The sequence below is a fragment of the Komagataeibacter ossonobensis genome (assembly GCF_057359305.1).
This window is the reverse complement of record NZ_JBXAYQ010000020.1, coordinates 1-14,503: the sequence shown is the minus strand read 5'-3', so window position 1 is coordinate 14,503 and position 14,503 is coordinate 1. Positions and strand designations below refer to the sequence as shown.

Below are 14,503 nucleotides of genomic sequence, written 5' to 3'. Positions count from 1 at the left end.
GAACGGGGGATGAAATATTGAAAGTTCTGCATATCTGCCGCCAGTTCAGCCCCTCTGTCGGTGGGCTGGAGGATTCACTGCTCAACCTTGCCCGCAGCCAGAGACAGGACATGGGCATTGATGCGCAGGTCCTGACACTCGACAGCGTGTTCGGGCGTCCGGGCCGGCTGCCCCATCGTGACATGGTCGATGGCATCCCGGTCATCCGTATCCCATGGCGTGGTTCGACCCGTTATCCGCTGGCGCCACAGGTGCTGCGGCATATCGGGACGTTCGACCTGCTGCATGTCCATGCAATCGACTTCTTTTTCGATTTCCTGGCATGGACATGGCCGTTCCATCGCAAGACCATGATCGCCTCCACCCATGGTGGCTTCTTTCACACCGGTGCGCTGCGACGGATCAAGGAAATATGGTTCCGTACCATCACGCCGGTTTCCGTGCGGGCATACAGACGCATTGTCGCGTGCAGCTACAGTGATGCCGACCTGTTCCGCACCGTGGCGGCGGGACGGTTGCAGACAATCGAAAACGGCATCAACCAGACGCGCTTCCGTGACGCCGCATCCCGCACGCCGGGGCGCACCATCCTGGCCTTCGGACGCTTTGCCGTGCACAAGCGGCTCAGGCTGCTGTTCCAGCTTGTCGCAATGCTGCGGCAAGAAGACCCGCAATGGAAGCTGATCGTGGCAGGTCAGGATTCCAACCTGACGGTGGCCGACCTGCGGCAGCAGGCGCAGGCATGTGGCATTACCGATGCCCTGCGTATCGTATCCGGGCCATCGGATGCCGCCCTGCGTGACCTGATGGGGGAGGCAAGTTTCTTTGGCTGCCTGTCCGCGCATGAGGGCTTTGGCCTTGCGGCGGTGGAGGCGATGTCCGCCGGCCTGATCCCCATACTGAGCAACATCACCCCCTTTGCCCGGCTTATGCAGCAGGGGGCGGCAGGCGTCATGATCGATCCCGACAACCTTGCCCCCGGCGTGCGGGAAGTGGTGGCACTGGCCGCGTCCCTGCCAGATACGGCGGATGCATTGCGTGCGCGGAATATGGAAGTGGCCAGTCATTACGACTGGGACAGCGTCGCGCAGGAATATGTGCGCCTCTATCAGCAGGTTCTGGGTCAGGCGGGGCCACGATCCGTCATGGCGACAGTAGGGGCCGAATAATGGCGCAGAGCAAATTTTCCACCAATTTCCTGTTCAACGTATTCGGTTCCATTTTCCCGATCATCGTCTCGCTGGGCACCGTGCCCTTCTACCTGCACCTGATTGGCACGGACAGGTATGGTATTGTCGCGATTTCATGGATCCTGCTGGGATATCTGGGGTTTCTGGATTTCGGGCTGTCACGTGCATCGGCCAACGCGCTGGCGCAGCTGGGCCATGCCACGGCACGTGAGCGTTCACCCGTGCTGATGACGGCGTTTTACAGCAACCTGGGTCTGGGGGCGCTGGGGGGGCTGATCCTGTATCCGATCGGGGATATGGTGCTGCTGCATTTCGTGCGGATTCCGCCCGACCTGCTGGCTGAAACGCGCCATGCCTATCCGTGGATGGCGGTCATGCTGCCGCTGGGCATGATCAATGGCGTGGCGACGGGGGCGCTGGAATCGCGTGAACGTTTCCTGCTGTCCAACATGCTCAATTCCAGCACCACCATGGCGGGGCAGATCATTCCGCTGATCTGCATTCATTTCTTCGGGCCGCAACTTACGGTTGTCCTGCCGTCCATCGTGCTGTCGCGGCTGGCCATGATCGCGCTGGCCTATTGCGTGGTCATGGTGCTGGAATGGCCGATCCGCCCGATGGATTTTGACGTGAAATGGCTCAAGCGCCTGCTGGGTTACGGGTCATGGGTTAGTATTTCCAGCCTGATCAACCCGCTGCTGGATACGTCAAACCAGCTTATCATCGGCGCGACGCTGGGGGTTACGTCGGTCGGGCAGTACACCGTGCCGATGAACCTTGCCATGCGCTCGCAGGTCGTGGCGACGGCGCTGGCGCGCACGCTGTTTCCGCGCCTGTCGCGTGCTGATCGGGGGGAGGCGGTTGACCTGACCCGGCGGGCCACCGCGTCGCTGACCTACGGGTTTGGCATGATCTGCGCGCCGGGCATCCTGTTTTCGGGGGCATTCCTGCATATGTGGGTGGGCGGCAGCTTTGCCGATGTCTCACGCCCCGTGGCCGAAATCCTGATGTTCGGGGCATGGACCAACGGCATTGCCTTCCTGCCCTATGGATTGCTGCAGGGGCAGGGGCGGCCCCATATCACGGCCAAGGTCTCGATGGTGGAGATCCTGCCCTTCTTCTGCGTATTGTGGATGCTGATAAAATGGTGGGGTCTGCCAGGGGCCGCGGCGGCGTGGACGTTGCGGGTCACAATTAATTTAGTTGCTCTTTATCTGTTGTCGGATTGCCTGTCACAACAGACTTGGCGACTTGTGCCAGGAATATTGATAATGACAGGGGCGCTGATTGTGAGTCTGTTGATTCCGATGAATCTGGTAGCTTCCGCATGCGCTGCCGCCATGGCGGGGCTGGCGATGGCTGTCGCCGCATACCGGCTGGATCCGGGACTGCGTGACATGGCTCACCGATTTATCCAGCGTGCGGGGGGCAATCCCCGTCTTACGATTACAGGTTAGGGTAAGGTATGAAGGTAGGGCGGTTGCAGGATGGTGCCAGGGTATGGCGCTGCCTGTCGCGGGGACCGGTCGGGATGGTGGTGCTGGGGATCGGTCTGCATGCACATAATGCGCATGCACAGCTGATCCAGCAGCTTTTCCCTTCTGATATTCCCGGATATTCGACGGATATGACCGGTTCGGTCGTAACACGGCAGATGATGGGTCAGCAGACGGATGGCATTGGTCTGGGCAGTTGGCTGCTGCGGCCCAGCGCATCGGAAAATGTGGGCTATAACTCCAACACGCTGGGTATTCCGGGATCGGGCAGCCCCGTGGTGCAGACCTCGGCCAATGTCAGTGTCAATTCGCGGTGGCGGCGTCATGCGCTGGGGGCATCGGTGGGTATGGACGATCACCGTTACCCCACGCAGTCGATCGCCAGTTACACCAATTGGCATGGAAATATCGGCGGGACGCTCAATCTGGGTCACGATACGCTCAGCATGGCCTATTCCCATTATCAGTATCACCTGTCCGCGACCAACCTGGGCGTGTATGGCGTGGTCTATCCCGTGCCGTACCAGGTCAATGACGGGCGGCTGACCTATACCAAGATGTTTGGCCGGTTCAGTCTGATCCCGGCGTTCGATTATCAGGATTTCTCCTTCGGGACGGCGCCGGGGCCGATTTCGATTGATTACGGCACCATCAGTCACAAGGTGGAAACCGGGTCACTGACCTCGCGCTATGAATTCTCACGCGGGAATGCGGCTGTCGTCGTTTTTCGCGGGTCCGCCGCGCAATATGATTCAGCGCCCGAGGCATCGGTCAACAATTATGCCGACGGGGCCGGTTTTGGTGGCGTGGATTTCCGCAGCGGGCAGGTGTGGCAGTACCGCCTGCTGGTTGGTGGGGAAACGCGCAGTTTCAGCAGCGGTCGCAGCCCTTCGGTCACGACGCCGACATTCGAGGTCAATGTGTCATGGATGCCGCGCCGCATCGATACCGTCAACCTGACGGCGGCACGCCACCTGAGCGACCCGGAAACCCCGTTTGCCCGAAATCAGGTGGTGACGGACGTGCGCCTGCAGTGGGACCATGAACTGCGGCATAATGTGTTCCTGCGCGCTTATGCCGAATATGGGGAAAGTGCGTCACAGTCCAGCATGACGGTGCCCACAGGTTCCGCAATCTCCAGCCTGGAGGGCAACCGCCTGCAGAAACAGATCCATTTTGGCGGGTCGGTTTTCTGGAACATCGACCGTCACGTCAGGGCTTCCCTGACCTATAACTATGTCAATAACGCCACATCGGGCGGGAACGTAAATTATCTGAACATCCCGGGGCGTCTTTCCACGTTTACGAGCAATACGATACTGTTGGGCTTTTCCTTCTCTGGCTGATGTTGGTCTGCCGCATAGGCGGCAGGCGAAGGAAAACCACATTGAATGATTTGGGAGTGACCATGTTTGCAATGATACGGAACACGTGTCGGCCCATGATGATGCAGGCAGCCGGCGTCACGGCCCTGCTTGCACTAAGCTGCTGCGCCTCGGCGCATGAACAGTCCTTTGACGCGGTCGATACCCGGGCCTACCACCTTGGTCCGGGTGATCAGGTGCGTGTCATTACCTATAATGACCCGCAACTGAGCAACACGTTTACCGTAAGTGACAACGGGAATATCGATTTCCCGTTACTGGGAACGGTGCCCGCGGCTGGTGTCGAGCCACGCGACCTGGCCCAGCGTATTTCCGCCAGTCTGGAGCAGAAGGGGATCCTGACCCAGCCCAGTGTATCCGTGGAAGTCGCGCAGTACCGGCCGATCTTTATTCTGGGTGAGGTCAACCATCCAGGCCAGTATCCCTATCAGCCGGGCATGACCATGCTGACCGCTGTTGCACTGGCGGGGGGCTTTACCTACCGCGCCGTGACCAACCGTGCGACCGATGTGCGGCACGAAGACCTCAATACCCCCGCGCATGAAGGCCGCATATCACGTGCGACCGTCCTGCTGCCCGGTGATGTGGTGACGATTGACGAGCGGTTTTTCTGAAACCTGAACGATACAGGAAGTTAGGGGGATAACATGCCCAAGGCCCGTTCCATCCCCAGCCTGACCGGCGTACGTGGTGTTGCGGCGCTATGGGTTTTCATGACCCATTTCTATGGTCTGGCTGCCGATATCCTGCACCAGCCATGGATGCTGCATTCACTGTTCCTGTTCAACGGTTTCCGGGGCGTGGATCTGTTTTTCGTGCTGTCGGGCTTTATCCTCATGCATGTGCATGAAGGGCAGTTCGCTGTCCTGCGGTGGCATGTGATCCGGGACTTTTTCATTGTCCGTTTCTTCCGGGTCTATCCGCTCAATACATTCGTGCTGCTGGCCATGGTACCGCTAGTATTGCTTGCGCCGGGTTATGTGGCCATGCAGCGTTATTATACCGACCCGTCCTTCGCCTATCGCGTACACAACCTGTCCCTGCCGGGGTTCGTGCAGACCCTGCTGCTGGTCCAGAGCTGGACCGTGCTGAAGCTGGGGGAATGGAATATCGTGTCATGGACCCTGAGTGCGGAAGTGCTGGGCTATCTCCTGTTCCCGCTGCTGGCCATGGGGGCGATGCGCATTGCATCGCCACGCCATGCACTGGCACTATGTGCCGCCAGCCTGGCATTGCTGGTCATGGTGCTGTTTGCCTGCCACCATGCCAATAACAACCCGACGGGTACATTTGGCGCCATTCGCATGTTCTTCTGCTTCTGCGCGGGAATACTGCTGTACCGCGCCTATCACCTGCTGCCCGACAGTATGGAACGGCATGCATCGTCCATTACGTTGGGGGCGGTTGCGTTTATTGCGGCAACACTGTTTTTCCCGGTTGTGCCGGTGCTGGATGTGTTCGGATTTACGGCGCTTATTTTCGGGCTGGCCTATCAGCGCGGTGGGGTGGATGCGCTGCTGCGCTCCGGTCCGGTCATATGGCTGGGACGCATATCGTTTTCGTTTTACCTGACGCATTACCTGATCATTGGCATCATATCATGGGGTATGGGTGAAAGGTTGCGCCATCTGGGTTTCGTGCCGGGGCTGGCGGTTACTTTTGCAATATTCGGGTTCTGCCTGCTTGTGGGCATGGTCTGTTACCATCTGGTTGAACGCCCTTCGCAGCGTTTGGGCCGCAGGGTCATGCAGCGGGTCGAAGCCCGTGACGCCATGGTTGCGGTACGCGGTGCGGCCTGATCGGCTGTATTCAGAAAAGCGTGTTGTTCTGGATGAATACTGTTTTTTTTGTCGCATTAAGGCAGCGTGCTCCATATTTATGCCACAGACAGCTCATTACACTGTCATGATCTGATTGGGTTATACATGAGCGTTACAGTATTCCCGTCCGGTTTCAATATGGGGAATGATCGGATTTTTTCCGCTGTGAAAAGCCACGGGGGTAAGGTCATGTTATGGGGGGAAGGAAGTAGGAAATGCGCATACTGATAACGGGAGGCTGCGGGTTTATCGGTTCCGCGGTTGTGCGGCATCTGATGGCCCAGACCGCGCATGATGTCCTTAATGTCGATGCCCTGACATATGCGGCAAGTATAAAGGCAACGGAAGATGCGGCGGCAACCGGGCGTTACAGGCTGGAAGTGGCGGATATTACCGATGCCGCCGCAATGGCGAGGATATTTGACGATTTCGCCCCCGATGCCGTCATGCACCTGGCGGCGGAAAGCCACGTTGACCGTTCCATTGATGGACCCGGTACATTTGTCAGTACAAATATAGTTGGCACCTATACATTGCTTGAGGCCGCGCGCGCATGGTGGATGCGACAGGACGCGGCACGGCGGAAGGCATTCCGTTTCCACCATATCTCGACCGATGAGGTCTTCGGCGCCTTACGCCCCGGTGATCCACCCTTTACCGAACAGACCCCCTATGATCCGCGCAGTCCGTATTCGGCCAGCAAGGCCTCATCCGATCACCTGGTCCGCGCGTGGTACCATACCTATGGCCTGCCAACATTCGTCACCAACACCACCAACAATTACGGACCGTGGCATTTTCCTGAAAAACTGATCCCGCTGGTAACGATCAACGCGATCGAGGGGCGTGAACTGCCGGTTTACGGCACGGGACAGAACGTGCGCGACTGGCTGTTTGTCGAGGACCATGCCGAAGCGCTGGTCCGCGCGGTGGAACAGGGGCAGCCCGGTGAAACCTACGCCATCGGCGCGCAACAGCCGCGCACCAACATGCAGGTGGTGGAAGCGATCTGCACGATACTGGATGAACTGCGCCCCGACCCGACAGGCCCGCATGCGCGCCTGATCCGGCACGTGACCGACCGTCCGGGACATGACTTCCGTTATGAAATCGACCCGACCCATGCGGAACAGGCGCTGGGCTGGCGCGCCCGCCATGATTTTGAACATGGCATCCGGCGCACGGTGCAGTGGTATCTGGATAACCGGGAATGGTGGGAAAACATTCGGGCAGCCCGTTATGGCGGGGAACGCCTTGGCCACACGGGTGACAAGATGGGAACAGCAGCATGAGCGAGAATACCGCGACAAAACCGACCAAGGGCATTCTTCTGGCTGGTGGTTCGGGCACGCGCCTGCACCCCATGACGCAGGCGGTCAGCAAGCAGTTGCTGCCGGTTTACGACAAGCCGATGATTTTCTATCCCCTGTCCACGCTCATGCTGGCGGGGATACGCGATATCATGATCATATCGACACCTGGGGACCTGCCACTGTTCCGGCGGCTGCTGGGGGATGGGTCGGATCTGGGTGTGACCTTCACATATCGTGAGCAGCCTTCGCCCGATGGCATCGCGCAGGCTTTTATCATTGCCGACGACTGGCTGGATGATTCGCCGTGTGGCCTGATACTGGGTGATAACCTGATTTTTGCCGACCATCTGGGCAAGCAGATGCGTGCGGCGGCAACACGGCCCACCGGGGCTACTGTCTTTGCCTATGAAGTACGTGATCCCGAACGCTATGGCGTGGTCAGTTTCGCCCCCGACGGGCATGCGCTGGATATTGTTGAAAAACCGACGCACCCGCTGTCGAACTGGGCTGTAACGGGTCTGTATTTCTATGATGGGCGCGTGCGTGAATATGCCCGCAGCCTGAAGCCCTCACCACGCGGGGAACTGGAAATTACCGATCTGAACCGGATTTACCTGCAGAACGGTGACCTGCATGTCCAGCGCCTGGGGCGTGGCTGCGCATGGCTTGATGCCGGCATGCCCGACAGCCTGATGCAGGCAGGGCAGTTCGTGCAGACCATCCAGTCCCGTCAGGGGTTGCTGGTTGGCTCCCCGCATGAAGTGGCCTTCCGTCGTGGCTTTATTGATGCGGCGGCGCTGCAATCCTATGCACGGCGCATGATCAAGACCGAACTTGGGCGCGCACTTATGGAAATTGCCAGTGCTGCTCCTGAAGAGGATGCCGAAGCGGCTTAAGGATTATTTCAAAAAATTCTGCTGATGGTAATAAAAGTTCCTGGGCGCCGCCTTTTTTTCGGAAAGGCGGCGTCTTTCGAGGATTGTTTTAAAAAGCTTCATGATTGCAGGCATGTTTCATGACTTTGGTTCAGGGTGGCGACATCACAAAAACGTGTCATGGAATTATGAATGTGTTGTGCCCCGTCAATGTGCTGAATGAGAGTTTTCTTATATTTTAAGGGAAGTTACTTATTCAGGAGCAAAAGACATGGGACGTGTATCGGGAAAGGTGGCGCTTGTCACAGGCGCATCGCGCGGGATCGGCAAGGCAACGGCCCTGCTGCTGGCGCGCGAAGGGGCGAAGGTGGTCGTGGCCGACCTGAAGGCGGATGAAGGTGAGGCCGTCGTCGCGGAAATAAAAAAAGCTGGCGGGGAAGCGCTTTTCGTCTCGCTTAACGTCACGGCGGAAGAAGACTGGAAGCAGGCGATGGCCGCTATTGCCACGCAGTTCGGTCGGCTGGACATAGCGGTCAATAATGCGGGCATTCTCTATTCCGGCTCTGTCGAGACAACCAGCCTTGAGGACTGGCGACGGGTGCAGTCGGTCAACCTTGATGGGGTGTTCCTGGGCACGCGTTACGCCGTGGAAGCCATGAAGCCACATGGCGGGGGATCGATCATCAACCTGTCCTCCATCGAGGGACTGGTCGGTGACCCCACGCTTGCCGCCTATAATGCCAGCAAGGGGGGTGTCAGGCTGTTCACCAAATCAGCGGCACTGCACTGCGCAAAACAGGGTTATAAAATCAGGGTCAATTCCATCCACCCCGGTTATATCTGGACCCCGATGGTGCAGGGTTTTACCAAGGAAACCCCGGATCAGGCCGCGGCCCGGCAGAAGCTGATTGACCTGCACCCGCTGGGCCATCTGGGGGAGCCTGATGACATTGCCTATGGCATCGTATTCCTTGCATCCGACGAATCAAAGTTCATGACCGGCAGCGAACTGGTCATTGATGGTGGTTATACCGCACAGTAATTCCATCTTTTTTACTGTAATTGGAACAGGTGCCGCCACGCCGTAGTCTATGCCGCGGCGTGGGTACCTGTTCAGGGACAGCGGCGCGGGACATAGGATACGACCCGGTCCAGCAGCGTATCCATTTCGGGCCGGGCCATCGGGTCGATGCAGGTCGCCACATATGCGCGTGCACGCTGCTTGATGGTGTTGGCCGAGCGGAGGCTGATCGAAAGCGCATCGCTTTCCTCAATCAGGTCTGCAACCGTCATATGCCGCTGGAACGCGGTGCGGGCAATGTCAAATGCCATATGCTCCACGACCGTTTTCATTTCCGCGCGTCCAAAGGTGGACTGGCAGTTCATCAACTGGGCGTCGGCCTGCGCATATCGCCGGATAACCGGCAGTTTGCCGCTACGGTGAAAATGCCGGTGGTGCCATGACCTTACCCACATGTGTTCGCGGTGGGCGGTTTCGTATTCATGTATATCCGCATTGTCATCCTGGATCAGGGCATGCACGGCACGCGCGGCAAGCCATGCGGATGCAAAATCAGGATAGGCCTGTCCATTCCATAACGGTTCGACCCCACGGGAACCGGTGGCAAAGCGGAAGTTACGCTGTCCATCCACCCCATACAGGATGGAAACGGATGGAGCCGTTAACGGATCATGCCCCACGACAAGGATATGCCCCCCATCGCCCGCATGCATGTGGCGCTGCAGGGTAAACAGGTCGAACAGGGCGTCATCTTCAGCCGATCGTTCGGCATGCGCCTTTACATAGGTCAGGAAAAGCGGATTGCGCACGCCGGCCACGCCACGGGGACAGAAATCAAAACGCCACCACCGTGACATCTTGACCATATGGAACGCCAGCGCATTGCGCAGCCGGGTCAGGGCGGGGGAAACGGCACCGTCATTGCAAAGGGCCTGTACGTCGCGGAACCGGGTTGTCAGCGTATTGATCTGCCGCGCGAAAGGACGTCGGGGATCAAGATAGTGCAGAATCTGGTCCGGGGAAGAATGTTCAAGGTGCCAGTCGGCCGTGCATCCTGTAGTTTCACTCATGATTTACATGGTCCCTGTAAGAATAAAGGGAATGCGGCATGGCATATGTGCGATGCCACGGGTGTATTCACGGCGTTGTCCTGGGAAATTGACGGTTGGGAAAACTGCCTGATCGTGCCGTGGGTGTTTCGTTTATATTGAAAACGAATATCATTCGCAATAAGAAAAATTCAGGCTGCTGACAGAACGCCTCCATGTCTCCCTTTCCTGCGTCGATCAGGCAGGGATGGGCTGGCGTGATTGGCATGACGTTTTCGGGTGTGATCCATCGCTAGCATTCCCTGTCTTGCGCAGATCAATGGCAGCGGCGATCCGCTGGCTATTGTGGAAACGGCAGGGTGGAATACGATCTGGTTTACATGGCGCACGGGCGGGTCGTTGTGGCTGGATATCCGAATTATTTGCAAAACGATGCAGATCGTCTTCTTCCGTCAGGAAATGCGTTCTGGGCAGGCTTCACGATTCTGGTCGCACTGTCCGGTCCATGATATGTGGTGCAGGAACAAGACAGGGCGGTCCTTTTCATTATGACCGATTTCATCACCGATTTTGCAGATCAGGCCGTTATTCTGCCGGTGGTGCTGACTGTTGCCTGTATCATGGGCCTGCGGGGATGGTGGCAGGGCATGTATGTATGGAGTGTCGTGGTCGTCCTGACGCTGGGGATCATGCTGCTTCTCAAGATCGCGGGCCTGTACTATGCCTGGTTGACACAGGCCATGGTCATAAGCCCCAGTGGGCATGTCGCATCGGCATGTGTGACGTATGGTGGGCTGCTGGTCCTGCTATGGCGACGCCAGCTGGTGCGTTATCCCGTTGCCATGCTGGTGCCCCTGCTCGCGGTGGCGCTGGTCATGGGGTATACCCGGTTGCAGTTGCAGACCCATACCGTGGGCGAGGTTATTGTGGGCGCCCTTGTCGGGTGTATCGGGGGGATGGTACTGGGCATGAAATGCGGGCCGGTGCCTCCTTCGCTATGGGGTTATCTGTTGCCGTGCGTGGTCTGCGTCGCCATGGTGTTCCACGGTTTCCACCTGGGAGCGGAAGTGACGATACGGCACGTCTTTTCCCCCGAAGCACTGTTTCCCACACATCTGTAATGCATATGGGGCTGATTTCTTGACCGGATGTCCCGGTATTGTTGCGCGCAGGCAGAAGATGTAATTTTTCTTTACTTCAGCAGGTGCAGTGTAATTTCTCTTTACCTTCAATGGTCCTGTAATAATCTGATATCTATTTTTCGTCGGTTTGTGGCTGCCTGTCTTTGCCGATTGCTGGCAGGTTGTGTGCAGCATATCCCCACCCATCCGCAGCAGGCAGCGGGGTTCACGCCCTGCCGCGATAGGCCGCCAGCACATCCGTTGGAAACAGGGCGCAACCTGACGCTGCGTTACAGGCTTCCCCCGAATTCAACAGCAATGACCCGCCAATCGGGCCGCATGGGCATATCAGCCTGCCGCAGCCTGGTCGGATCATGGCGGCGGGACAGTCGAGAAATTCGATGCCCGCATTCTGCGTGATCCGCTGGCTGACGTGCGGGTCAATATCCATGCTTCGGCACGGGGCGTCCGTTGCGCAACAGGCATGGTCGATAAGGCGGATGAAATCCTGGCTGCATCGTCTGTCTGCTTTCGCGGATGGGCAGGACAGCCGGATCAGAAGGCAGGTTCCGGGCAGCATGCTGCCTGCTTTGCAGTGGAAATGTCCCACTGCCGCATGGTGTCACGCGTGAGGAGATAGGCAGGAGGGGCGGGTTGATGTTATTCATGCCCCATGAAGTGTAGGGACAGGAGAGATACGGGTAAGGGCATGGGGCGCTGGTGCAGGTATGCGCGGCCTCGGGCCGCATGGGCATTCCGTCAGCAATGGGACGGCAGGGCAGGCGGATGATGTCATTCGATCCTGATGCGGCTTCCCCATTGGTGACTGCCCCGCCTGCGGGCAGTCCGGAACTGGGACAGTTCGCGTTGCAGATACCGGGCATGCACCTGAACAAGCTGTTGCAGGTGCTGGAATCGCGCGGGGTGTCCGTCGCCCACATCCTGGCCCGTTTCGGGCTTGACCGCTCCGGCCTGCGGCAGGGGGGATCGCATATCCTGTATGGGGATTATGTGCGCCTGCTGGACTGTATCCTGACGGAGGTCACGGTGCCGGGGCTGGGTTTCCTGGCCGGGCGGCATATCAACGCAGCCGATTTCGGGGTGGTGGGCTATGCCTGCATCAGCGCCCCGACCTGGCGGGAAGCCATAAGCCGCTTCATCCGTTACCAGGCGCTGCTGGGCTATGGCATCCGCATCCGCCAGCACCTGGTGGAAAATGCCAGCCATGCCGTGATCGGCGCGTGTGTCCTGCCCGAACTACCTGCGCGTACCCTGCTGTATCTGGTCGAGGAATGGCTGGGTAACTGGAGTGCCTGGCTGGAATCCAGCGGGTTGGAACTGGCGGAAATCCGCCTGGTTGTGCCGCGGCCGGATCATGCCGCGCTGTATATGCGGTATTTTTCCTGTCCGGTGCATTTTTCATGCGCGGAAAATGAAATCCGCGTCTGCCGCAGCCATCTGGGCAGCATGCCCGAAATGGCGAATGATATCGCGGCCAACATGATGGCGGATTACTGCGAAAACATGCTGGCGCGAATCAACCAAAGCCTGAGCATTGTCGAACGTGTCCGACAGAGCATCAGCGCACAGTTCCGCGCCTCGCCGCACGCGACACGCCCAACGGTGGAGGTCGTTGCCGCCGATCTGGGCATGGGGGCGCGGACACTGCGTCGCATGCTGGCGCTGGAGGGGGTGCGTTTTCAGGATCTGGTCAACGACCATATGGCCCGCCTGGCGCAGGCCATGCTGCGTGATAGTGACCGTTCCATCAAGGAAATCGGCTTTTCGCTTGGCTATACCGAAGTCTCGGGCTTTCATCGTGCCTTCCGGTCATGGACTGGCATGACCCCCGGTGCCTATCGTGAGGGCAGGGAGGCATAGGTATGGTTTACATACATATAAAGTAAACTACGCATTATTGATATTTTGCAGGGATATGCCCATCCACTATCGTAATATTTCTGCTGCCCTGCGCAGGCATGTCAATATCATGAATTAAAAAACATATTTCTGGTGAAGTCATGATTTTAAAATTTCTGTATTATTGAATTTGTATTTGTAATTATGGCAACGCTGCGAAACCATGACATGCCGGTCGCGCACGGATGGGCAGTTTTTCTGTCCCGGTCAGTCGGATGGAAATGGACGCGTCAGGAATAAGGCGCGTAAGTATGAAGAAAGATCACGGCGTCAGGACTGCCACACTCAGGCGGGCAGATCATGGCGCCGCGACGGCACGTTATCAAGGGAGATGAAGTGGATGGCACGGCTTATTATCAGCGCGGATGGGCCCGATAACGTGGCGGGATGGCGCACAGCCTTCCATCATGTCGCCCCGGATCTGGAAACCTGTTCATGGTATGACCCTGATCTGGAACTGCGGGCGGATGATTACGCGCTGGTCTGGACACTGTCCTCCGCTGATCTGGCCCGCATGAAGGGATTGCGGGCCATCATCTGCACCGGGGCCGGGGTCAACCACCTGCTTGATGATCCCGCTTTTCCCGCCCATGTCCCGCTGGTGCGCATGGGCGGAGACCAGACGGCGGCCCTGATGGCCGATTACGTGCTGTGGGCGGCGCTGGGACTGTTGCGGGACGCCCGGACATGGGCGCTGCAGCAGGTGGCGGAGGTCTGGCGTAACAACCGCGTGTCGCGCACCTGTGCCGAAACGCGGGTGGGGATTATGGGCATGGGGCATCTGGGCGCGTATGTGGCGCGTCACCTGCACCATGTCGGTTTTGCGGTGTCAGGCTGGCGGCGTTCGGCGCGGGACGTGCCGGGCATTCGCGTATTCGCCGGTGATGAGGCTCTGCCCGATTTCCTCCGCGACGCAGATATCCTGGTCAACCTGCTGCCCAGTACGACCCAAACGCGTGGCATGATCAATTACGACCTGTTGAAACAGTTGCCGCATGGGGCAGGGCTGATCAATGTGGGCCGGGGCAACCATGTGGTGCAGGCCGACCTTGTCCGCGCGCTGGACGAAGGCGTGCTGGGCGGGGCCGTGCTGGACGTCACCGTGCCCGAACCCCTGCCGGCGGGGGATCCGTTATGGCGGCATGAACGGATCACGGTCACACCGCATGTGGCATCCGAAGCCTCACGGGAGGCGCAGGTGCGTTATGTCGTGGACGTCATCGGCCAGATGGAACGCAACGAGCGCCCTGCACTGCTGTGTGATCCCGGACGCGGGTACTGATCTTTCAAGGATTTTTTTAAAAAAACTCATT

13 protein-coding genes are annotated in these 14,503 nt (G+C 58.4%); 11 read left to right on the top strand and 2 right to left on the bottom strand.

The window, feature by feature from the left end:
* Nucleotides 1-17 precede the first annotated feature (17 nt).
* The 8 genes from AC1RQ9_RS11770 to AC1RQ9_RS11735 all read left to right on the top strand — a co-directional run bounded on the left by AC1RQ9_RS11770 (nucleotide 18) and on the right by AC1RQ9_RS11735 (nucleotide 9,121).
* Nucleotides 18-1,169: a glycosyltransferase family 4 protein gene (locus AC1RQ9_RS11770; RefSeq protein WP_485987078.1), complete on the top strand. Its 1,152-nt coding sequence runs from the start codon at nucleotides 18-20 to the stop codon at nucleotides 1,167-1,169.
* Nucleotides 1,169-2,647: a flippase gene (locus tag AC1RQ9_RS11765; protein ID WP_485987077.1), complete on the top strand. Its 1,479-nt coding sequence runs from the start codon at nucleotides 1,169-1,171 to the stop codon at nucleotides 2,645-2,647. The genes AC1RQ9_RS11770 and AC1RQ9_RS11765 overlap by 1 nt, the downstream gene beginning before the upstream one ends.
* 74 nt (nucleotides 2,648-2,721) lie before the next feature.
* Nucleotides 2,722-4,032: an outer membrane beta-barrel protein gene (locus tag AC1RQ9_RS11760; protein WP_485987109.1), complete on the top strand. Its 1,311-nt coding sequence runs from the start codon at nucleotides 2,722-2,724 to the stop codon at nucleotides 4,030-4,032.
* A 95-nt stretch (nucleotides 4,033-4,127) separates the two neighbouring features.
* The gene (locus tag AC1RQ9_RS11755) at nucleotides 4,128-4,685 is read left to right on the top strand and encodes a polysaccharide biosynthesis/export family protein (protein WP_193733848.1); all 558 of its coding nucleotides are present in this window, start codon (nucleotides 4,128-4,130) and stop codon (nucleotides 4,683-4,685) included.
* A gap of 33 nt (nucleotides 4,686-4,718) precedes the next feature.
* Complete coding sequence (locus AC1RQ9_RS11750; RefSeq protein ID WP_485987076.1) at nucleotides 4,719-5,870, top strand: acyltransferase family protein; 1,152 nt, start codon at nucleotides 4,719-4,721, stop codon at nucleotides 5,868-5,870.
* 236 nt (nucleotides 5,871-6,106) lie between these two features.
* Nucleotides 6,107-7,183, top strand: coding sequence for a dTDP-glucose 4,6-dehydratase (rfbB, locus tag AC1RQ9_RS11745; RefSeq protein WP_485987074.1), 1,077 nt, complete (start codon nucleotides 6,107-6,109; stop codon nucleotides 7,181-7,183).
* The gene (gene rfbA / locus AC1RQ9_RS11740; protein WP_193733851.1) at nucleotides 7,180-8,100 is read left to right on the top strand and encodes a glucose-1-phosphate thymidylyltransferase RfbA; all 921 of its coding nucleotides are present in this window, start codon (nucleotides 7,180-7,182) and stop codon (nucleotides 8,098-8,100) included. Before rfbB ends, rfbA begins: the two co-directional genes overlap by 4 nt.
* Nucleotides 8,101-8,350: 250 nt before the next feature.
* Nucleotides 8,351-9,121 (top strand): SDR family oxidoreductase, encoded by a 771-nt coding sequence (locus AC1RQ9_RS11735; protein ID WP_485987072.1) that lies wholly within the window; start codon nucleotides 8,351-8,353, stop codon nucleotides 9,119-9,121.
* 71 nt (nucleotides 9,122-9,192) lie between these two features.
* On the opposite strand, the gene AC1RQ9_RS11730 is transcribed toward AC1RQ9_RS11735, so the two are convergent.
* Nucleotides 9,193-10,170 carry a hypothetical protein gene (locus AC1RQ9_RS11730; RefSeq protein WP_485987071.1) on the bottom strand — a complete coding sequence of 326 codons (978 nt, stop codon included), beginning with the start codon at nucleotides 10,168-10,170 and terminating at the stop codon, nucleotides 9,193-9,195.
* Nucleotides 10,171-10,697: 527 nt separating this feature from the next.
* Between AC1RQ9_RS11730 and AC1RQ9_RS11725 the strand changes: the two genes are divergently transcribed.
* Nucleotides 10,698-11,270: a phosphatase PAP2 family protein gene (locus AC1RQ9_RS11725; protein ID WP_485987069.1), complete on the top strand. Its 573-nt coding sequence runs from the start codon at nucleotides 10,698-10,700 to the stop codon at nucleotides 11,268-11,270.
* A 226-nt stretch (nucleotides 11,271-11,496) separates the two neighbouring features.
* On the opposite strand, the gene AC1RQ9_RS11720 is transcribed toward AC1RQ9_RS11725, so the two are convergent.
* On the bottom strand, nucleotides 11,497-11,721 hold the full coding sequence (locus AC1RQ9_RS11720) for a hypothetical protein (RefSeq protein WP_485987068.1): 225 nt from the start codon (nucleotides 11,719-11,721) through the stop codon (nucleotides 11,497-11,499).
* Between the two features lie 335 nt (nucleotides 11,722-12,056).
* Between AC1RQ9_RS11720 and AC1RQ9_RS11715 the strand changes: the two genes are divergently transcribed.
* Together AC1RQ9_RS11715 and AC1RQ9_RS11710 are read left to right on the top strand one after the other, a co-directional pair.
* Nucleotides 12,057-13,151, top strand: a complete 1,095-nt coding sequence (locus AC1RQ9_RS11715; protein WP_485987067.1) for an AraC family transcriptional regulator — start codon at nucleotides 12,057-12,059, stop codon at nucleotides 13,149-13,151.
* Between the two features lie 379 nt (nucleotides 13,152-13,530).
* Complete coding sequence (locus AC1RQ9_RS11710; protein ID WP_485987066.1) at nucleotides 13,531-14,472, top strand: 2-hydroxyacid dehydrogenase; 942 nt, start codon at nucleotides 13,531-13,533, stop codon at nucleotides 14,470-14,472.
* The last annotated feature ends 31 nt before the right edge of the window (nucleotides 14,473-14,503 follow it).

Coding starts and splice junctions, on each gene's coding strand:
- AC1RQ9_RS11755 (WP_193733848.1), top strand. CDS start 4,128: ATGATGATGCAGGCAGCCGGCGTCACGGCCCTGCTTGCACTAAGCTGC.
- AC1RQ9_RS11720 (WP_485987068.1), bottom strand. CDS start 11,721: ATGGATATTGACCCGCACGTCAGCCAGCGGATCACGCAGAATGCGGGC.
- AC1RQ9_RS11750 (WP_485987076.1), top strand. CDS start 4,719: ATGCCCAAGGCCCGTTCCATCCCCAGCCTGACCGGCGTACGTGGTGTT.
- rfbA (WP_193733851.1), top strand. CDS start 7,180: ATGAGCGAGAATACCGCGACAAAACCGACCAAGGGCATTCTTCTGGCT.
- rfbB (WP_485987074.1), top strand. CDS start 6,107: ATGCGCATACTGATAACGGGAGGCTGCGGGTTTATCGGTTCCGCGGTT.
- AC1RQ9_RS11765 (WP_485987077.1), top strand. CDS start 1,169: ATGGCGCAGAGCAAATTTTCCACCAATTTCCTGTTCAACGTATTCGGT.
- AC1RQ9_RS11710 (WP_485987066.1), top strand. CDS start 13,531: ATGGCACGGCTTATTATCAGCGCGGATGGGCCCGATAACGTGGCGGGA.
- AC1RQ9_RS11715 (WP_485987067.1), top strand. CDS start 12,057: ATGATGTCATTCGATCCTGATGCGGCTTCCCCATTGGTGACTGCCCCG.
- AC1RQ9_RS11760 (WP_485987109.1), top strand. CDS start 2,722: ATGGTGGTGCTGGGGATCGGTCTGCATGCACATAATGCGCATGCACAG.
- AC1RQ9_RS11725 (WP_485987069.1), top strand. CDS start 10,698: ATGACCGATTTCATCACCGATTTTGCAGATCAGGCCGTTATTCTGCCG.
- AC1RQ9_RS11735 (WP_485987072.1), top strand. CDS start 8,351: ATGGGACGTGTATCGGGAAAGGTGGCGCTTGTCACAGGCGCATCGCGC.
- AC1RQ9_RS11730 (WP_485987071.1), bottom strand. CDS start 10,170: ATGAGTGAAACTACAGGATGCACGGCCGACTGGCACCTTGAACATTCT.